At 71.6% G+C, this 19,093-nt stretch carries 20 protein-coding genes; 12 read left to right on the plus strand and 8 right to left on the minus strand.

The genetic code is table 11. From position 1 onward, the window contains the following. Positions 1–36: 36 nt before the first annotated feature. Positions 37–714, minus strand: a complete 678-nt coding sequence (locus tag AB0C28_RS32320) for a GntR family transcriptional regulator (protein WP_357859778.1) — start codon at positions 712–714, stop codon at positions 37–39. Positions 715–822: 108 nt separating this feature from the next. On the opposite strand from AB0C28_RS32320, the gene AB0C28_RS32325 reads away from it, so the two are divergent. The 9 genes from AB0C28_RS32325 to AB0C28_RS32365 all read left to right on the plus strand — a co-directional run bounded on the left by AB0C28_RS32325 (position 823) and on the right by AB0C28_RS32365 (position 8,534). Further along, a complete protein-coding gene (locus AB0C28_RS32325; protein WP_357859775.1) occupies positions 823–1,635 on the plus strand; it encodes an FAD binding domain-containing protein in 813 nt (270 codons plus the stop codon). Positions 1,636–1,675: 40 nt separating this feature from the next. Then, a complete protein-coding gene (locus AB0C28_RS32330; RefSeq protein WP_357859773.1) occupies positions 1,676–2,164 on the plus strand; it encodes a (2Fe-2S)-binding protein in 489 nt (162 codons plus the stop codon). Beyond that, entirely contained in the window at positions 2,161–3,549 is a 1,389-nt protein-coding gene (locus AB0C28_RS32335; RefSeq protein WP_357859769.1) for a molybdopterin cofactor-binding domain-containing protein, read from the plus strand. Before AB0C28_RS32330 ends, AB0C28_RS32335 begins: the two co-directional genes overlap by 4 nt. Beyond that, on the plus strand, positions 3,549–4,562 hold the full coding sequence (locus AB0C28_RS32340; RefSeq protein ID WP_106239398.1) for a molybdopterin cofactor-binding domain-containing protein: 1,014 nt from the start codon (positions 3,549–3,551) through the stop codon (positions 4,560–4,562). Before AB0C28_RS32335 ends, AB0C28_RS32340 begins: the two co-directional genes overlap by 1 nt. Further along, on the plus strand, positions 4,556–4,858 hold the full coding sequence (locus AB0C28_RS32345; RefSeq protein ID WP_346101866.1) for an EthD family reductase: 303 nt from the start codon (positions 4,556–4,558) through the stop codon (positions 4,856–4,858). Before AB0C28_RS32340 ends, AB0C28_RS32345 begins: the two co-directional genes overlap by 7 nt. Continuing rightward, positions 4,855–5,715, plus strand: a complete 861-nt coding sequence (locus AB0C28_RS32350; RefSeq protein WP_357859765.1) for a MoxR family ATPase — start codon at positions 4,855–4,857, stop codon at positions 5,713–5,715. Before AB0C28_RS32345 ends, AB0C28_RS32350 begins: the two co-directional genes overlap by 4 nt. Beyond that, positions 5,708–6,982: a VWA domain-containing protein gene (locus AB0C28_RS32355; protein WP_358079800.1), complete on the plus strand. Its 1,275-nt coding sequence runs from the start codon at positions 5,708–5,710 to the stop codon at positions 6,980–6,982. The genes AB0C28_RS32350 and AB0C28_RS32355 overlap by 8 nt, the downstream gene beginning before the upstream one ends. Then, positions 6,979–7,881: an amidohydrolase family protein gene (locus AB0C28_RS32360; RefSeq protein ID WP_358079802.1), complete on the plus strand. Its 903-nt coding sequence runs from the start codon at positions 6,979–6,981 to the stop codon at positions 7,879–7,881. The genes AB0C28_RS32355 and AB0C28_RS32360 overlap by 4 nt, the downstream gene beginning before the upstream one ends. A gap of 290 nt (positions 7,882–8,171) precedes the next feature. Further along, entirely contained in the window at positions 8,172–8,534 is a 363-nt protein-coding gene (locus AB0C28_RS32365) for an STAS domain-containing protein (protein ID WP_357859755.1), read from the plus strand. Positions 8,535–8,634: 100 nt separating this feature from the next. Here AB0C28_RS32365 and AB0C28_RS32370 read toward each other — a convergent pair whose 3' ends face one another. Genes AB0C28_RS32370 through AB0C28_RS32385 form a run of 4 tightly spaced genes read right to left on the minus strand, consistent with a single transcriptional unit; the run spans position 8,635 to position 12,799 of the window. Next, the gene (locus AB0C28_RS32370) at positions 8,635–9,228 is read right to left on the minus strand and encodes a hypothetical protein (RefSeq protein ID WP_358079804.1); all 594 of its coding nucleotides are present in this window, start codon (positions 9,226–9,228) and stop codon (positions 8,635–8,637) included. A 39-nt stretch (positions 9,229–9,267) separates the two neighbouring features. After that, on the minus strand, positions 9,268–10,899 hold the full coding sequence (locus tag AB0C28_RS32375; protein WP_358079806.1) for a hypothetical protein: 1,632 nt from the start codon (positions 10,897–10,899) through the stop codon (positions 9,268–9,270). After that, on the minus strand, positions 10,896–11,792 hold the full coding sequence (locus AB0C28_RS32380) for an ABC transporter ATP-binding protein (protein ID WP_357859744.1): 897 nt from the start codon (positions 11,790–11,792) through the stop codon (positions 10,896–10,898). The genes AB0C28_RS32375 and AB0C28_RS32380 overlap by 4 nt, the downstream gene beginning before the upstream one ends. Positions 11,793–11,821: 29 nt before the next feature. Continuing rightward, positions 11,822–12,799 carry an SDR family NAD(P)-dependent oxidoreductase gene (locus AB0C28_RS32385; protein ID WP_358079808.1) on the minus strand — a complete coding sequence of 326 codons (978 nt, stop codon included), beginning with the start codon at positions 12,797–12,799 and terminating at the stop codon, positions 11,822–11,824. Positions 12,800–13,144: 345 nt separating this feature from the next. On the opposite strand from AB0C28_RS32385, the gene AB0C28_RS32390 reads away from it, so the two are divergent. Further along, positions 13,145–13,873 (plus strand): helix-turn-helix domain-containing protein, encoded by a 729-nt coding sequence (locus AB0C28_RS32390; RefSeq protein ID WP_358079810.1) that lies wholly within the window; start codon positions 13,145–13,147, stop codon positions 13,871–13,873. Positions 13,874–14,294: 421 nt separating this feature from the next. Next, positions 14,295–15,560 (plus strand): erythromycin esterase family protein, encoded by a 1,266-nt coding sequence (locus AB0C28_RS32395; RefSeq protein WP_358079812.1) that lies wholly within the window; start codon positions 14,295–14,297, stop codon positions 15,558–15,560. 35 nt (positions 15,561–15,595) lie between these two features. Here the strand turns inward: AB0C28_RS32395 and AB0C28_RS32400 are convergent, their stop codons facing one another. Both AB0C28_RS32400 and AB0C28_RS32405 read right to left on the minus strand, forming a co-directional pair. Further along, positions 15,596–15,775: a hypothetical protein gene (locus tag AB0C28_RS32400; protein WP_358079814.1), complete on the minus strand. Its 180-nt coding sequence runs from the start codon at positions 15,773–15,775 to the stop codon at positions 15,596–15,598. A gap of 278 nt (positions 15,776–16,053) precedes the next feature. Continuing rightward, positions 16,054–16,647, minus strand: a complete 594-nt coding sequence (locus tag AB0C28_RS32405) for a helix-turn-helix domain-containing protein (RefSeq protein ID WP_357859732.1) — start codon at positions 16,645–16,647, stop codon at positions 16,054–16,056. A 98-nt stretch (positions 16,648–16,745) separates the two neighbouring features. On the opposite strand from AB0C28_RS32405, the gene AB0C28_RS32410 reads away from it, so the two are divergent. After that, positions 16,746–17,471: an SDR family NAD(P)-dependent oxidoreductase gene (locus AB0C28_RS32410; RefSeq protein WP_358079816.1), complete on the plus strand. Its 726-nt coding sequence runs from the start codon at positions 16,746–16,748 to the stop codon at positions 17,469–17,471. A gap of 498 nt (positions 17,472–17,969) precedes the next feature. Here the strand turns inward: AB0C28_RS32410 and AB0C28_RS32415 are convergent, their stop codons facing one another. Then, a complete protein-coding gene (locus AB0C28_RS32415; protein WP_358079818.1) occupies positions 17,970–19,028 on the minus strand; it encodes an LLM class flavin-dependent oxidoreductase in 1,059 nt (352 codons plus the stop codon). Positions 19,029–19,093 lie beyond the last annotated feature (65 nt).

Genomic DNA, 19,093 nt, shown 5'->3' on the forward strand with positions numbered 1-19,093 from the left:
AATATCGATGTATTTCACCCGAACGCCAAGGGGCGGTCAGCCCGTGGCGGAGTCGCGAGTACGGCCGTGGGCGTCGTGCGGCAGGTCGGCGTAGTGCCACTGGTGGTCGCGAGCCTCCCGGCACGCCGTCTCCAGATCACCCGCCTCGATCGCCGCCAGCAACTCGGCATGATCGCGGGCGACGTCGTGCAGATCGACCTCGGTGGCGACCATGGTGACCGACGTGCGCGCCTCGATCTGCAGGCTGTCCCAGGTGAGCTTGAGCAGCTCGTTGTGGGCCGCCTCGACGATGTGACGATGGAACGACACGCTCGCCCGCGCCGACGCCTCGGTGTCACCGCGATCGGCGGCGGCCTTCATCGCCTCGACGTCGGCCCGCATCGCCTCCGCCGGAACCGTCCCGGCCAGCAGGGCGAGCCGGGTGGCGGTCTCCTCCAGCGCGGCCCGCACCACGTAACTCTCGCGCAGGGTCTCCTGGACGAACGGGCGCACGAACGTGCCCCGGCGCGGCAGGGTCTCCACCAGCCGCATGGCCTCCAGCTCGCGCAGCGCCTCGCGTACGGGTGCCTGACTGGTGCCGTAGGTGGCCGCGAGCCGGGTCTCCACCAGCCGCTCGCCCGGCCTGACCTGCCCGGAGACGATCCTGCTGACCAGCGAGTCGCGGATCTGCCGAGCCAGCGTGAGCCGCGGCAGCTTCGGGGGCTCTTCGGTCATGGGCAGATCCTACCGATCGGCGATGAGGGAAGATCTCTTGACGCGGGAATCTCGATAATCAATTATCGAGAATTATAGCGCCGGAAACCCCGAGCAGGGAGGCCGCACATGCTGATCGAGGCGGTGCACGTGCCCGAGTCCGTCGAAGCCGTGGTGACCCGCTCGGCCGCGGGCGGCCTGGTCATGGGCGGGGGAACGGTCGTGATGCCGCTGGTCAACAGCGGATCCGCGGGCGTGACCGAGCTGATCAGCCTGCGCCGCGCGGGCCTGGACGGCATCGAGGTGAGCGACGGTGTGGCCGTGATCGGGGCGGCGGCCACGCTCACCGCCGTCGCCGAGCATCCCGCTCTCGCCTTCCTGCGCCCGGCGCTGCGCACGATCGCCTCCCCGACCCTGCGCAACCAGGCCACCGTGGGCGGGAACCTGTTCGTCGCGCAGCCGTACGGCGACCTGGCCGTCTGCCTGCTCGCCCTCGACGCCGCCTGCGAGATCGCCGGCCCCGCCGGTCGGCGGGACGCACCGGTCGCGGACGTGCTGGCCGCCGGGCTCGCTCCCGGCGAGCTCGTCGTCGCGGTACGGTTCACGCCGCCCCCGCCGGGCGCCTGGCACTACCACAAGGCCATGCGCCGCCGGCTGAACTCCGCCTCCATCGTCACCGTCGCCGCCGTCACCTTGGAGGGGGCCTCGGACTGCAGGATCGCGCTGGGCGGCGTGGCCCCTCGTCCCGTACGGGCGCTGTCCGCCGAACGCGTCCTGCGCGGTCGTCCCCTGACCGAGGAGAGCGTCAACGAGGCGGGCCTGGCCGCCCGCGCCGACATCGACCCCTTCGACGACGCCTACGCCAGCGCGTGGTACCGGACCCGCGTCCTGCCCGTGCACTTCCGCCGCACATTCTTCCCCGAAGCGCCTCATAACGCCTGAGGTCACCCCTGTAAGCGCCCGCATCAGAAGAGGTGGGACCGTGCCGTCACAGATCGTCTCGCTCGTCGTCAACGGCGAGCACCATGAGTTCATCGCCGCGCCGGGAGCCACCCTCCTCGCCTGCCTGCGGGAGTCGCTGGGCCTCACCGCCGCCAAACGCGGCTGCGCCCAGGGCGCCTGCGGCAGCTGCACGGTCCTGGTCGACGGCCGGCCGCAGGCGTCCTGCCTGGTCGCCGTCGAGACCGTGGCCGGCGCCTCCGTCCGCACACTGGAGGGCGTCGCCACCGGCGGCGACCTGGACGAGGTGCAGAGCGCCTTCGTGGAGTGTTTCGCCACCCAGTGCGGCTTCTGCACCTCCGGCATGATCATGGTCGCCGAGGCGCTGCTCGACCGGAACCCCGACCCGAGCGAGGAGGACGTGATCGAGGCGATCTCGGGCAACGTCTGCCGCTGCACCGGCTACCGGCCCATCGTGCAGGCCGTCCTGGAGGCGGCCCGCCGACGCGGGGAGGGGGCGGTGACGCGATGACGTACCGGCTCGCCCCCATCGACACCACCACCTTCGCCGCCGAACGGGACGGCGGCGACCTGACCGTGATCGGCTCGGTGGTCCAGCGCTCCGACGCCCGCGGGCACGTCACCGGCAGGACCGAGTTCTTCGAGGACGTGGCCCCGCCCCGGCTCGCCCACCTGAAGATGCACCGCTCGGCCCGCCACCACGCCAGGATCGCCGGCGTGGACCTGAGCCAGGCCCTGGCCGTGCCCGGCGTGCTGCGGATCCTCACCCACGCCGACGTGCCGAACAACCTCTTCACCCCGCTCAAGCTGATCGGCGTCGGGCCCGACGACGAGCCGATCCTGGCCGTGGACAAGGTGCGCTACCTCGGCGAGCCCATCTGCGCCGTGGTCGCCGAGACCGAGGCCGCCGCGCTGGAGGGCGCCGCCCGGATCCAGGTCACCTACGAGGACCTGCCGCCCGTCTTCGACGTCGAGGAGGCGCTGCGGGAAGGCGCGCCACTGGTCAACGAGTACCACGGCCAGAACCACTTCATCTACGAGGGCCACCACTGCCGGCGCATCCGCTTCGGCGACGTCGAGGCCGCCTTCGCCCGCGCCGACCACGTCCTCGAGTGGCGCTACCAGTCGGCGCCGATCGAGCAGGCGCCCGTCGAGACCACAGGCTGCGTGGTGATCCCGCAGGCCGACGGCCGGCTGCGGATCCACTCCGACACCCAGGCGTGCTTCTTCACCCTGGACAACACCGCGCTGATCCTGGAGACACCGTTCAACAAGCTGCGCATCGTCGGCGGGACGGTCGGCGGCGGCTTCGGCGGCAAAGTGGACGTGGTGGTCGAGCCGATCGCATGCGTGGCCGCGATGGCGATCGACCGCCCGGTCAAGTTCGTCTACGACCGCGCCGAGGAGATGCAGGTCTCCTCGCCGCGCGCCGCGGAACGCCTCTACATCAAGGACGCCGTCATGAACGACGGCAAGATCATCGCTCGTAAGATCACCCTGTACGTGGACGCCGGCGCGTACGCCCGCCACAGCCCCTACGGCGTCACCAAGGCCGCCGCGCACCTGCCGGGCCCCTACGCGATCCCGAACGTGTGGGCCGACTGCCACTGCGTGTTCACCAACCGCACCCCGTCCAGCGCCATGCGCGGCTTCGGCGTCACCATCGCCGACTTCGCGCTGGAGTCGCAGATGGACCAGGTCGCCCGCGCCCTCGGCATGGACCCGCTCCAGCTCCGGCTCATCAACGCCTACCGCGACGGCGACGTCAAGGCCCACCGCAAGGTCGCCGAGGGAACGGCCCTGGTCGAGGTGATCCAGAAGGCGGCGGAGATGTCCGGGCACGAGCTGCCCGAGACCTACCGCCGGATGTCGTCCACGACACGAGAGGGGCTGTGATGGCGAAGCTGCGCGGCCGGGGGTACGCGTCGGTCAACTACCCGACCGGCATGAACCTGGGCGGAGACCCCTCGCAGGCCCTGGTCCACGCCACCACCACCGGCACGTTCGTGATCTCGCTGTCCTCCGTCGACCTCGGGCAGGGCATCAAGACGATCGCCGCCCAGTGCGCCGCGGAGACGCTCGGCCTGCCGATGGAGAACATCCTGGTCGACACCGCCGACACCGACACCGGCCCGCACTGCATGGGCACGTTCGCCAGCCGCGGCACCCACCGCGTCGGCAACGCCGTCATCATGGCCGCCGCCGAGGCGCGCGGCGTGATGCTGGAGGTCGCCGCCGAGGAACTGGAGGTCGACGCCGCCGACCTGGAGACCGACGGCACCGGCTACATCGCGGTCAAGGGCGCCCAGGACAAACGCGTGCACATCACCGACCTGGCGCTGGCCGCGCACTTCAAGCACGGGCGGACGATCTCCGGGCGCGGCATCTACCTCAAGGAGCCCAGCGTCCCGGTACCCGAGACGGGGGAGATGGACCCCGACTCCTGCCAGGCGCACGCGTGCACGGTCGCCGTCGTCGAGGTCGACGACGAGACCGGGGTGGTCGAGGTGCTGGAGCTGTTCAACGCCTACGAGATCGGCCGGGCGCTCAACCCCGCCATGGCGACCCAGCAGGTGGAGGGCGGGGCGTGGATGGGGCTGTCGCACGCCCTGTTCGAGACCACCGAGCCGTACTACCCGGCCCGCGACCACGGGCCGCGCGACTTCGCCGGATATCTGATGCCGGGGCCCGCCGACCTCCCCGTCCAGCACAGCCTGCTGCTGGAACGCCCGTCCGCCAACGGCCCGTACGGGGCGAAGGGGATCGGCGAGATGACGGCGAACGCCCCCATCCCGGCCATCGCCAACGCGATCTTCGACGCCTGCGGCGTACGCCTGACGTCGATGCCGTTCACCCCCGAACGCGTCCTGCGAGGGCTGGACGCCCTGAAGACGGAGGAAACATGCTGAAGGTCATCTCCCTGCTGAAGCGGGCCGAGCACCTGTCCCACGAGGAGTTCGCCACGTGGGTGGTGGAGGAGCACGTCGCGTTCGCCAGGAAGCTGCCCGGCCTGCGCAAGTACACGGTCAGCGTGAGCAACGGCGAGGACGGCGCGTACGACTCGGTGAACGAGCTCTACTTCGACGACGAGGACGCCCGCGCCGCCGCGTTCGGCTCCGAGCACGGCAAGGCCGCGGCGGCCGACGCGGCCGCGCACACCTCCCAGCGCGTGCACCTGCTGACCACCGAGCACGCGCAGCTGTGACCCTCAGCCCCGGCGAGCTGGCCGCCGCGCTGGAGGGCGAGGGGTACTTCGCGGACGAAGGGCTGTGCACGGCCGTCCACCTGGCGCTGCGGCTGGGCCGGCCGCTGCTGCTGGAGGGCGAGCCCGGCGTCGGCAAGACCGAGGTGGCCTCGGTGCTGTCGCGGGTCACCGGGCTGGAGCTGATCCGCCTGCAGTGCTTCGAAGGGCTGGACTCCGGCCAGGCCCTGTACGAATGGGACTACCCCAAGCAGCTCCTCCAGGTCCGCGTGGCCGAGAGCCGGGGCCAGGACGTCGGCGAGCTGTATCGCGAGGAGTTCCTGCTGCGCCGGCCGCTGCTGCGCGCCGTACGGGCGGAGCGGGGCGCGGTGCTGCTCATCGACGAGATCGACCGGGCCGACAGCGAGTTCGAGGCGTTCCTGCTCGAATTCCTGGGCGACTTCCAGATCACGATCCCCGAGCTGGGCACCGTAAGGGCGGGCACGCCGCCGATCGTGGTGCTGACCTCCAACCGCACCCGCGAGCTGCACGACGCGCTCAAGCGGCGCTGCCTCTACCACTGGATCGCCTTCCCCGAGCCGGACCGGGAGCGGGCCATCCTGCGCGCGTCGGTGCCCGGGCTGGAGGAACGGGCGGCCGAGGGGCTCGTCGGGGCGGTGCAGCGGGTACGGCGGCTGCCGCTGCTCAAACGGCCCGGCATCGCCGAGTCGGTGGAGTGGGCGCGCGGGGCGGTGGCGCTGGCGGAGGACGGCAGCCCGTGGCCCGTGGCGCTCCGCCGCGCCCTCGGACTGCTGATCAAGGACGAGGAGGACACCCGGCTCCTCCTGGACCACGCCGAGGAGCTGTTCACCGATGCCTGACCCGGCCGCGCACGGGGACCGACCGGCGGCGGATGAGGTCCCCGGGAATGACGGCCTGGTGGCGGCGGGTCCGGCTGGGCCGGCCGCCGACCACCTGTGGGGGTTCCTCATGGGGCTGCGTGCGGCCGGGCTGCCGGCGGCGCCGGCCAAGCGGGCCGACCTGCTGCGCGTGATCGCCGAGACACCGCCGCCCGACCCGACCGCTTTGTACTGGTACGCCCGCGTCACTCTCCTCCAGGACGTCGCCGACCTGCCCGCCTTCGACCGTGTCTTCGACGCCTGGTTCCGGCACGGCCTCCTCGACGACCCGCCGCTCGCGCGCGACGACGAGCGCACGCCGTCCCCCGGCGCGCCGGGCCACGACGATCCGCCTCCCCACGAGCTGCGCCCCGGCGACGGCACGCGGGCCAGCACCCTGAGCACCTACGGCACGCGGGACCTCGGCCGAACCGGCGAACGCGAGCACGCCCTCATGCGCGCACTCGAAGCCGTCTGGCCCGCCGCCCTGCCCGCCACCCAGTCCAGACGCCGCCGCCCGGCCAGGACCGGCGACCGGCTGGACGTCCGGCACGCCTGGCGGCGCGCCCGCCGCCACCACGGCGAGATCGCCGAGCTGCGCCACCTCGCCCGCCCGCCCCGCCCCCGCCGCCTGCTGCTCCTGGTCGACGTCTCGGGCTCGCTTCGGCAGCACACACCCGACCTGCTGCGCGTGGCGCACACCGCGCTGCGTGCCGCGCCGGCCCGTACCGAGGTGTTCACCTTCGGCACCCGGCTCACCAGGATCACCACCGCGATGTCGCACCCGTACGCCGACCACGCGCTGACGTCGGTCTCGCGGCTGGTCACCGACGCCGACGGCGGAACGGCGATCGGCGCGGCACTGCACCGCTTCCTGGCCAACCCGCGTTACGCGGCGCTCGCCCGCGGCGCGCTCGTGATCGTCCTGTCCGACGGGCTCGAACGCGGCGACCCCGCCCCCATGGTCCGGGCCACGGCCCGGCTGTCGCGGCTCGGTCACCGGCTCGTCTGGTGGACGCCGCTGGCCTGCTCGCCGGGCTACCGTCCCGTCACCCGCGCCATGTCGGCCCAGTTGCCGAGCCTGGACCATCTCGGCGGCGTACGCGACCTGGCCACCGCGCTGGCGGAGGTCCGGCGCCTGCCCGCCGTCCTGTCCGGCCCGCGCCACACCGCCGCCAGGCACTGGCCCGACCCGCACCGGCCTGCCCCGCATGGGCCGACCCCGCACTCCATGGGAGCCGCCCGATGACCGATCCGTCCCACCACCGCGCCGGAATCGTGGACGCGCACCACCACATCTGGCGCGCCGCCGACCTGCCCTGGCTGCAAGGGGAAATGGTCCCGCGCATCTTCGGCCCGTACGAGCCGATCCGCCGCGACTATCCCATCGCCGAATACCTCGCCGAAGCCGCGCCCTGCGGCATCACCTCGTCGGTCTACGTCCAGACCAACTGGCCGCTCGACCGCGCGGTGGACGAGGTCCGCTGGCTGCGCGACGTCCACGCCGAGACCGGCTGGCCCACCGCCGTCGTCGGCAGCGCCGACCTCTTCGACGCCGGCGCCCCCGACGTCCTGCGCCGCCAGGCCGCGCTCACCCCGCTCGTCCGCGGCACCCGGCTGCAGCTCCACTGGCACGAACGGCCCGAATTCCGCTTCGCCGAGGCCCCCGACCGGATGAAGGACGCCACCTTCCGGCGCAACCTCGCCACGCTCGCCGAACTCGGCTGGCTGTTCGAACTCCAGGTCTTCCCCGCCCAGATGCCCGACGCCGCCGACCTCGTCGCGGACTTCCCCGAGATCACGTTCGTGCTCGTGCACGCCGGCATGCCGGTGGGCCCCGGCGCCTTCGCCGAGTGGACGCGCGGCATGAAGCTGCTGGCCGAACGGCCCAACGTCGTGGTGAAGCTCAGCGGCCAGGGCACCTTCGTCCACCGCGTCGACCGGGAGCTGATCGAACGGGTGACGGCCACGTGCCTGGACCTGTTCGGCTCCCGCCGCTGCATGTGGGGCAGCAATCTGCCCATCGAGAAACTCTGGACCGACCTGCGCACCCTACTGGCCGCCTGGCAGGACGCGCTCGCCGGTCGCTCGGCCGAGGAGATCCACGACGTCTTCACCGCCACCGCCACCCGCGTCTACCGCCTCTGACCGGCACAACCGACCAGCACGATCAATCCGCACGGTGGATCGACACGGTGGATCGACACGGTGGATCGACACGATCAACCTGCACAACCGACCGAATGATCAGCCCGCACGCTTACCTGGTGCGGTTGCCCGGTGCGGGGGAGTGGTGCGATCAAACGCGGCGGTCGCTTACGGGAACGCGGCGGTCCCTTACGGGTACTGTGGGTGAGCGCTGGGGTTCGGTGCCGGCCCCGGCGGCGACGCAGCTCACGTCTGCTCGCCAGCCGACGCGGCCACCATGGGGAGGCGGGATGCCCGGCAACGCGATCGCCGTGACCGTGGCCGAGGAACACGGCGTGCTCGTCGTCAGACCGGCCGGAGAGCTCGTGTGGGAGACCGTCGCGGACTGGCAGACGTGGCTCGACGGGCATGTGGCGGGCGATTCGGGCGTACCCGTCCTGGTGGATCTGTCGGCGCTGACGTTCCTCGACTCGGCCGGCATCTCCAGCCTGCTCTCGACCAGCGAACGCCTGCGCCAGGCGGGCGTGCGGATGGCCTTCACCCAGCCCGCCCCGCTGGTGCGGCAGTGGCTGCGGATCACCGGGCTGTACGCCCATCTACCCATCTTCGACACCGTCGAGGCAGCCCTCCCGGCCGTACGCCCACCGCGGTAACCGCCGACCCGGCCGCAACTCGGCACGGGACCGCTTTGCCGGACCCGCGCGTCCGGCCTGGAGCGCTGTTCGACGGGGCGACGGCTGCGGAACCTCACCTTCACGGACGCGTCGTCACCGGCTGCCCGGCACCCGGGGCAGCACGGGGGACCGCCGCCATGATCGTCGCCGCGAGCGCCATCCGGTGATCCTTCGTCCAAGGCGGTCCGAGGGCCGCCTTGGGGCCGTGCAGGACCTCGTCGGCCCGCCCGGCCAAGATGCGGGCCGCCTGGGACTCCACGTCCTTGGCGTCGTAGAGGTGCACGAGCCAGCCACGCGCCCGGGCGACCTCGGCCAGGACCTGGCGGTACATGACCGAGTCCGCCCTGGCCTCGTACGGCGCCCGCCGCAGGACGGCGAGGTCGTCGGGAAAGTCGTCCGGCCAGGCACGCAGCGACACCGACACGATCGGCCCCGGCAGCGCGGCGGCGAGCTCGTCCAGCGAGGCGGCCGTCGCCCGGAGCGCCGACGCCCGCACCCGCGCCACCAGAGCCGAGAACGCGTCGTCGTCGAGGGGCTTGCCGTCATGGTGAACGGGCGCCGCCGGCACCCCCGGCTCGACCAGCTCGATCCGCCTGCGATCGACGACCCGGTGACCGTCGGACGCGGTGACGGCCACGGCCCAGCCGAAATGATGCGCTATGCCGACCCGCATGGCCCGATTATGCCCCCGTCACCGCACCGGCAGGCAGGCCTATCCCGTGCTGAGGTCGCGGCGGCGCACACCGTACAGGCCGAGTGCCGTCAGCGTCGCGGCGAGCCCGAGCAGCACCACCGTGGCCACCGGCGCCGCCGCCCCCAGCGGATGCCACGGCAGGTGGGACAGCACCGACGCGTTCACCAGCCACCCCGGAACCCGCAGGTACGTCCCCAGAACCGAGACGAATCCGCTGAAGACGAGCACGCCCCAAGCCACCCCGCCGGCCGCACGTGGAGCCGGCCCGAGCAGGGCGGCGGGCACGGCGAGCAGGACCAGCACCTCCGGAACGCGGCGCAGGCTCGCCCAGACGACCTCGGCCACGAGCCCTCCGTCCCCGGTCGACAGGGCAGCGCCGACGCCGAGCCCCACCCCGTACACCATGAGCAGTGCCACCACGGCGAGCGCCGACACCAGCAGAGAGGACCCGAGCCACGCCACCCTGCTCGTCGGCCCGGCCAGCAGAGGGCCGGCGAGCCCGCGCACCTCCTCAGCACGCAGCCGCAGCACCGACAGCACCGCGTGCACGCCCGTGTAAAGGGACCCGGTGAACACCATCAGGCCTAGCCACGCCCGCCCGAAGTCCGCCCCGGCGAAGATCGGCAGGTCGGTGACCGACATCCCGCCGGTCATGCCGCCCAGGACGAGCCCCACGGCGAGGAACGCCGCCGCCCACGAGACGACGGCCGCCCGTCGCAATCTCAGGGCGAGCGCGAACGGCGAGCGCAGCCAGCCGGGGGCGCCGGCCCGGCCGGGACGCGCGGCCACCAGGGCGGCGCCGAGATCCCTCCGGCTCGCCAGCGCGTACGCGCCCGCCACCAGCAGCGCGGCGAGCAGCACCGACAGGCCGAGCGGCCACCACCGATCCCCGGCCAGCACCCGGGTCTGCTGCGACCAGCCGATCGGCGACAGCCAGAACAGCGGCCCGCCCTGCTCCGCCTGCAACGACCCCGCACCGCGCAGCAGCCACGCCACGAACAGCACCGCCCCGGCGAGCCCGGTGGCTCCCCTCGGATGCTCGGTGAGTTGCGCGGTGACCGCCGTGACCGCGGCGAACACCATCCCGGCGGCGGCGAGGGAGGCGCCGAACAGCAGCGCGCCACCGACCGCGAACCCGATGCCGGCGGCCCCGCCCGCGGCGAGCAGCGCGAGCACGGCGTTGCCCGCCCCTGCCACGACCAGCGCCGCCGTGAGCTGGGCGTGCCGGCCCACGACCGCCGCCCTGACCAGCTCGGCCCGGCCGCTCTGCTCCTCCGCCCGGGTGTGGCGTGTGATGAGCATGATGTTCATCAGCGCCGCGGCCAGCAGGAACTCCACCCAGTACGCGGCCAGGAAGTACTTCTGCGACGTGACGGCCTCGGCGCCGAAGAAGGGCCCGGCCAGCACCCGCATGAACGAGACCCGGATCAGCCGCGTGGCGTCGGCCAGCGCCTGCGGCGTCGGGACGACCGCGGACGTGGCCGCGTAGTAGAAGCGCGGGACGAGGGCCACGATGACCAGCACCCAGATCGGCAACTTGAGCCGGTCGCGGCGCAGCGCCAGCCGGACCATGGCCCCGGTTCCGGCCAGCGAGCCGCCGCCGGCCCGCTGCAGCGATCGGGCACGGGCCGGGGAGAACGTGGTGGTCATGCCGCGGCCCGCCTGGTCCCGTAGTGGCGCAGCATGAGCTCCTCCAGCGTCGGCGGATGGCTGACCAGCGAGGTGATGCCGAACGTGGTGAGATGCCTGACGGCCGCGTCCAGGTGCTCGGCGTCCACGCTGAAGCTGACGCTCCCGGCCTCGGCCCGCGCCTGGTGCACGCCGGGCAGCCGGTCGAGGCCGGTGACGGGGGAGGCGGTCCGCGCCACGATCGTCGTCCTCGTCAGATGCCGCAACTGCGCCAGCGTCCCCGACTCCACCGCCTTGCCGTCCCTGACGATGGTGATCCGGTCGGCCAGCATCTCGACCTGGGCCAGGATGTGACTGGACAGCAGCACGGTGCGCCCGGCGGCCTTCACCTCGGCGACGACCTGCTGGAACACCGCCTCCATCAGCGGGTCGAGACCGCTCGTCGGCTCGTCCAGGATGAGCAGCTCGACGTCCGCGGCCAGGGCGGAGACGAGGGCGACCTTCTGCCGGTTGCCCTTGGAGTAGGTGCGCGCCTTCTTCTTCGGGTCGAGCTCGAACCGCTCGATCAGCTCGTTCTTGCGCCGCTCGTCGATCCCGCCGCGCAGACGCCCGAGCACGTCGATGACCTCACCTCCGGTGAGGCCCGGCCACAGCTCGACATCACCGGGTACGTACGCCAGCCGCCGGTGCAACGCGACCGCCTCGGCCCAGGGATCGCCGCCCAGCAGCCGGACGGTGCCGGAGGTGGCGCGCATCAGGCCCAGCAGGACCCGGATGGTGGTAGATTTTCCGGCGCCGTTGGGGCCGAGGAAGCCGTGCACTTCGCCGGTGTTCACGGTGAGGTCGAGGCCGTCGAGCGCGCGGGCGGGGCCGAACGTCTTGACGAGTCCTGAGATGGCGATGGCAGGGGTCATGGGTGGTTCTCCGATGGGGAGGGGCCGGCTCAGAGCAGCGGGGCGGTGACGCGGGCGTCGAAATCGCGGTCCGTGAGGGATTCGTGAAGGGTCAGGAGCGCTTCGGCCTGCCAGCCGACGACGTAACGGGTCTCCGGCCGATCCGCCTCGACGGCCCGCCGGATCACCTCCGCCACCACGTACGGGTCGGACGCCTGGCCGTGGCCCTGCTCAGAAGCCCTCTCTGAGGCCCGGACCGATCCCGGGCCGCTCACCTCCGCGTCCGCGTTCCTCTGCGTCTGCGCCGGCGCGTCCGCCGGCGCCGGCGCCGCATCCATCTCCGGTTCCGTTTCCCCCTGCGTCTCGGCCGCGCGTGCCATGGCCTCGGCCATCCGGCCGTAGGGGCCGTGCCCGGAGATCTCCCGCAGCTGCCGGGCGGCATCGGCTTCGAAGCCGGTCCTGATGATGCCGGGCCGGACGACGACCACATCGACGCCGAACTGCTCCACCTCCATGCGGAGCGTGTCCGAGAAGGCCTCGAGCGCGTGCTTGGAGGCGTAGTACCAGGCGCCGAGCGGCAGGGCGATCACGCCGCCGATCGACGACACGTTGACGATCGTGCCCGACCCGCGCACCCGCATCCCCGGTAGCACGAGCTGAGCCAGCCGCGCCGGGGCGAACACGTTCACCTCGAACAGATCACGCGCCATGGCCGCCGGCGTGTCCTCGGCCGCGCCGTGGACGACGGATCCGGCGTTGTTGACCAGCACATCGATCCGCCCGTGCCGGTCCAGGACGGTGCCGACGACGTGCTGGAGATCGTCCTCCTCGGTGACGTCCAACGGCAGGGCGTACCCTCCCGCCGCCACGATCGGCGCCATCCTGGGCACGCGGCGGGCGGCGCCGTACACGATGTGGCCGGCCCGCAGCAGCTCCAGCGAGGTGGCCAGCCCGATGCCGGACGAGGCGCCGGTGACCAGGCAGACCCGGCCGGCCGTCTCCCGGGCCTCCGCACGATGCGATGCCATCACGCCTCCCACGCCACGGGACGCATATAGGCGCCCCCGGCAGCCGGAAGACGAAGCCGCGTGAGCTCCGCAGGAGGATCGAAGGGGCGTTCTGCCGCACGCTCGATCGGCAGGTGTGACTGGGTCATGTCGGTTCTTTTCTGCGGGAACGGCCATCGTTCACGCACCGGGAAAGCTACGTCCGCGTTCGAGTAGACAGCAACGTGAAATCGACGTATTCGCAGGTCAAAGCGGATCGATTGGCGCAACGACGCTGCCACCGAATGCAACATCCGCCCACCGCGTGTCGCAATGACCCTCGAACGGCGGCATACTCGGGCGGGCAGGACCGATCGGGAGGGGCTCATGCCTGGAGGCCATCTGACGTACGAGGACCGCCGCAAAATCGCCGACGGGCTGGCCGAAGGGCTCGCCTACGCGGAGATCGCCCGCCGCCTCGGACGACCGAGATCGACCATCGGCCGCGAGATCGCCCGCAACGGCGGCCCGCACGGCTACCACGCGGCCCGGGCACAGCAGGCGACCACCTGGCGAGCCCGCCGCCGCCCCACCCCGCCGCCGCCCCACCCCGCCGCCGGTGGCATCGCGCGACCTGACCAAGCGGGACGCGACCCGGAGGCGGTGCGCGAGTACGAGCAGAAGCTCACCGGCCTGCTGGCGGGAGGATGGCCACCGATGGCGGCCAAGGTGATGGTGTGCCTGCTCACCAGCGACAGCGGCAACCTGACCGTGGCCGACCTGATCGAACGCCTGCGAGTGAGCCCCGCGTCGATCTCCAAGGCGGTCGGCGCACTGGAACAGCTCGGACTCGTCAAGCGCGAGCGTGACAACCGGCGCGAACGGTACTTCATCGACGACGACGTCTGGTACCGAGCGTGGCTGGTGGGCACCCGTTCGATGGCGCTGTGGGCCGCCACCGTCAGGCAAGGTGCGGACGTGCTCGGCGCGAACACCCCGGCCAGCACCCGACTCCTGACCGCGAGCCGCTTCTTCCAACTGCTCAGCGACGACATGGCCGCCGCCGCCGAACACTACAGAACCGCCTTCGCCGGTTCCTGGACCCCCACCCCCTGACCAGGCTTCCCCCTCGGGCCGCCCCGCAGCCGGTCGCGTTGCCGTCCGCGAGGCCGGCAGACAGGCCGAGCGGGCGGCGGCCGACGAACGCCGGGTCATGCCGTCCTGCGTCCCTGCCATCCCGTCCTGTGCCCCGGCCCTCGCGCCCCTGCCCGGACCCGCCGCTCTCCGAACAGACCCGCTGTTCTCCGAACAGACCCGCCGCCCCAGGCCGCGTTGGCTACCCAGGTCCACATCACCCTGGCCCCGGGTCTACGTCCGGCCCGAGCCGACTATCCCTGCGCCCGCCCGCTCTCGACCTGGGTCCGATGACCAGCCGACCCCGCCTGCGATGAAATCTATCCATGATCGAGCACGACCACCTCGGCGCAAGTGCCGACCTCCTTCCCCCTGTCGCTGCCGTCGTCCAGGGCGGGCCGGCATGAGGATCCGGCCGTTCCGCAAGCTTGCGACCATCGCCCTGAGCGGCCTGACCGCGTTGACGGCGGCCGGCTGCGGGGGAGTGGACACCTCCCGGGTGACAGCCTGCGACGTGGTTCCCCTCGACCGGGCGCCGCTCTCCGACGCCGCGCCCGCCCGCGTGGTCGGCATCGGTGAGGCCACCCACGGCAACAAGGAGTTCGTCGAGACGCGGCTGCTGGTCATCCAGAAGCTGGTGCGCGACCACGGCTTCCGCGCCGTCGCCATCGAGGCCGACTTCGGCGGTACGGCCGTGGCCGGCGACTATGTCATGGGCGGCGAGGGCAGCGCGGAGGACGCGGCGAAGGCGCTCGGGTTCGACCTCTACCGCACCCGCGAAACGGCCGACCTGATCAAGTGGATCCACGACCACAACGCCGCCGTCCCGGACCGGGACAAGATCCGCCTCTACGGCTTCGACATGCAGCGTTACGACCGCAACAAGGAGCGGCTGCTGCGCTACCTCGCCAAGGTCGATCCCGCCCTGAGACGCGAGGCGGAGACGTCGCTGGCCGACCTCACCGACGCCACCCGGGCCACTCAGGACCCGAAGAAGATCACCGCCGCGGCCTCCGCCGCCGCCCGGCTCGTCGTCACCATGAAGGCCGGACGGGAGCGGTACGTGACAGCGAGCTCCGCGCAGTCGTACGCGCTGGCCCTGCACCACGCCGAGACCATCTGGCGCGGCGCGCAACTGCAGACCTCGGGCAACGCCTACGCCGCCAAACGCGACGCCTGGATGGCCGAGAACATCCGCTGGATCGCCGCCACCGAAGCAACCAGGAAACAGGAGAAACTCATCGTGGCCGGGCACAACGGTCACATCGACAAGAGCGGCGCGGCGTTCTCGTTCGAGTCGATGGGGCAGCGGCTGGCCAAGACCTACGGCGGCGGCTACTTCGCCATCGGCACCGAGTTCGGCAGGAGTACCTTCATCAGCAAGGACGACGGCTCCGGCGAACGCAGGCGCTTCACCGTCAGCCACGACTCGCCCTTGGCCAAGTTGTTCGGCGGCGAGCCGATGGGCTACGTGAACATCGCGCGGGCCTCCGCCGAGCCGGGCAACCGTGAGCTGCTCACCTCGAAGATCAGGATGGGCAGCGTCGGCGACGGCTTCCGGTCGGCCTACAGCTCGATCCAGTGGGCGTACACGGTGGAGATGGTGCCCGCCAAGTCCTACGACGCCCTGGTCTACGTACCAGAGGCAGAGCCGGTGACCCCGCTGTGACCGGCTTGGGGACCGAGCGCTTGATTACCAACCGGTCAGTGACAGCGCAGGTCGAACCCGGCGTCGTGCGGCCCGCCGCAGAACTCCACGATGACGTTCTTGGATCCGTCACCCTGCAACGACCCGCTCGGGCTGACGTACACGGTGCCGGAGAGGTCGTGCGGTGAAGTGGCCTCGGGTAGTGACGCGCGGCGAACCGGCGAGGTGGGTGGCACGGCGAAGTGACGTGGCGCGGCGAAATGGTGCTGGCTAGTGGCGTGGCCCCGGGTAGTGGAGCCGGGAAGGGACGCGGCACGGCGAATCGGAGTGGCGAACCGGCGGGGAACGGTGTGGCGAACTGGCGCGGCGAATCGGCGTGGGGAACCGGCATGGGGAACTGGCGCGGGGAACCGGCGCGGCGCTGGCGGGCGCCTAGCCGCGTCATGCCGGTCAGCCGGGACCGGAAGGGTGGGCTGACAGAGGCTGACAGCGGCTGACAGCGGCTGACGGGAGGTTATCGGGAGGGGAGTGGCTGGGTGGATTCGGCGTGCAGGCCGTCGACGAAGAAGGACAGGCAACGGCGCCACGTGTCCGGCGCCGTGTTCATCGACTCCCGGATGACCTGCGACATCGCCCAGACCAGCGTGACCAGATCCTGGACGTCGAAGTCGGCCCGTAGCCGGCCGGCGGCCTTGGCGCGTTCGATGATGCGTTCCACGTCCCCCAGGCCGCCGCCGCAGGCCTGGCTCATGTCGGTGTTCAGGGAGAAGCTCTGGACCATGGCGTCGTTGAGGCTGTGATCCTCGGCCTGCAGCGTGAAGATCCCCTCCAGCAGGCCGACGAACCCTGACCACGGGTCGGGGTCGGCCAGGGCGGAGGCGTTGATCTCCGTCAGCGCGGCCAGTCGCTGGGGGAGGATCGCCTCCAGCAGCGCCTCCCGGGTCGGGAAGTGGTTGTAGAGGGTGCCGATGCTGACCCCGGCGCGGCGGGCGATGTGTTCCAGGGGCGCGTCGAGGCCGCGTTCGGCGAAGGTCTGGGCGGCTGCGACCAGCAGTTTGTCGCGATTGCGTGCGGCATCCGACCGCAGCGGCTTCGATTCGGCTGCCATGCCCTCCATCATACGAAATCGAGGACGCCCTCAAGTTCCGTGATACGGTCTGAGGAGAAAGTTGAGGCAACCCTCGATTTGTCTGGAAGGGGATAGTCATGTCCGCAACAGCAAGGAAGACCATCGTCGTCATCGGGGCGGGACCCGGGCTCGGCCTGTCCGTCGCGCACCGGTTCGGGCGCGAGGGGTACGCCGTGGCGCTCGTCTCCCGTTCCGGGGATCGCCACCCCGGATACGTGGCGTCCCTGGCCGAGGCGGGCATCGAGGCGGCCGGCTTCGCCGTCGACGTGCACGACCGCGACCGGCTGCTCGGCGCGCTCGACGAGATCACCGAACGGTTCGGGACGATCGACGTCGTCTACTACGGCCCCGGGGCGGCAGACCCGTCCGTCTGGCCCGAGCCGATCACCGACACCACCCCGGCGCAGGCCCGGGAGGCGATGGAACTGCTCTATCCGGCGGTAGACGTGGTGGCCAAGGTGCTGCCGGGCATGCTCGCCAGGGGAGAGGGCGGGCTGCTGTTCGCCGGCGGCCTCAGCGCCGTCATGCCGATGCCCACCCTCGGCGGCCTGGCTCTCGCCGCGGCGGCGCTGCGCAACTACGGGCTGACACTGAACGCGGCGCTGGCCGAGCAGGGTGTGTACGCCGGAAACCTGATCATTGGGGGCCTGATCGAACGAGGCGACATCTACCAGGTGGTCGCCTCCCAGCCTGAGCTTTTCGGCGGGGAAATCCGATCCCTCGACCCGGACGTGATCGCGGACGGCGGCTGGGAGCTGTTCACCAAGCGCGACCGCCCGGAAACGACGTTCAGCGCGTTCTGACCCCCGGTAGATCGACTGACCGGTAGATCGACTGATCGATCGCGGGCGCGGCTGATCAGACCCGCCGGTTGGGTACGGTCTCCGCCGGTCAGGCGTGACTCGGTCGATGAGGCGCGACTTCGGCGATCAGTCGTGCCCTCCGCAGATCGTGCGCCGCCTCCGCCGTACGGGCTGGGCGTTGTCGGTCAGGTGCGGCGCTCGGTGGTACAGGGTTCTCGCTGGGGTGGTGGAGGCTGCCGATTCGCCTCGGTCGCCGTCACGGTGCGTTGGCCCGGCCAGCCTGCTGATTGGGCACGGTCGCCATTGGTCACTGAGGTCCGGTCCCGGTGATCGTGCACCGCCCGCCGATCAAGTGCGGCATTTGTCGGTCGTGTACTTCCCCCGCCGGTCGTACACCGTGTTCGTCGATCGCTTGCCCGGCCGGAAGAGCCACCCGCGTGGTGTGCTCATCGTGGTCGGAGGGGTGCTTGTCGGGCCCTGAGCAGAGGTTGGATGCGGTCAGGTGCCGAGGAGCGGGAGGAGTTGTTCGCCCTGGCGGGTGATCTCCGGCAGGTAAGGGGTGTCGGAGAGGACGAAGTGGGTGATGCCGAGGGCCTGGTAGCGGCGGAGTGACTTCGCCACGTCCTCGGCGGACCCCACCAGCCAGGTCGTCCCCGCCCCACCGGCCCCGTACCGGCCTGGCGCGGTGTAGAGGTTGTCATCGAGGACGTCGCCCCGTGCGGCCAGGTCCAGCAGGCGCTGCTGGCCGACGGCCGCGCGCCAGTTCGGGTCGCGCGGGATGTGGCCCTGCGCCAACTGCGCGACCTTGGCCTCGGCGTCGGCCCAGGCCTGCTCGGTGGTGTCGCGTACCAGCGTGGTGATGCGCAGCCCGAACTCCAGCGGGGCGTGCTCGCGCCCGACCTCTTCGCTGAGCGCCTTGAGCCGCTCGATGCGCTCGCCGACCCCGTCGAGCGGCTCGCCCCAGAACAGCTGCACGTCGGCCTCGGCGGCGCTCACCCGCTCGGCGGCCTCGGAGGCGCCGCCGAAGTAGAGCGGGGGATGCCGGCGCTCGCCCCGGACGACCGGGCGCGGCACCACGGTGGAGTCGGTGACGCCGAAGTGCTCGCCATGGTAGGTGACGTTCTCCTCGGTCCACAACCTGCGCACGATCCGGATGAACTCCCTGGTACGGGCGTAGCGGTGGGCCTGGTCGCCTTCGCTGTCGCCGTACGCGGCCAGATTGTCCTTGCCCGAGACGATGTTGACCAGCACCCGCCCCTCGCTGATGTGATCGAGTGTCGCGGCGGCTGAGGCGAACTTGGCCGGATGCCAGTAACCGGGCCGCACTGCGATCAGCGGCTGGAACGTCGTCGTCCGCGCGGCCAGCGCGGTCGCGACCGTGAACGTGTCGGGCCGCCCCCATCCGGTGCCGAGCAACGCCCCGTGCCAGCCGTGCTGTTCGAGCGCCAGGGCCTGGCTCGTGAGGGTCGTCAAGCTGTTGTGGTCCTCGACGACGTCGTCGCCCCGGTGGCCGGGTTGCGCCTGGTTCGGGATGTACCACAGGAACGTGAGACTCATCAGCGACCTTCCTCCAAAAACCTACTCTACATGTAGGTTAAGTATAAAAGGCGGTGGGATTGTCG

Origin of the sequence: Nonomuraea sp. NPDC048892 (assembly GCF_040649735.1) — a bacterium.
In the GTDB taxonomy this organism is placed as follows: domain Bacteria; phylum Actinomycetota; class Actinomycetes; order Streptosporangiales; family Streptosporangiaceae; genus Nonomuraea; species Nonomuraea maheshkhaliensis.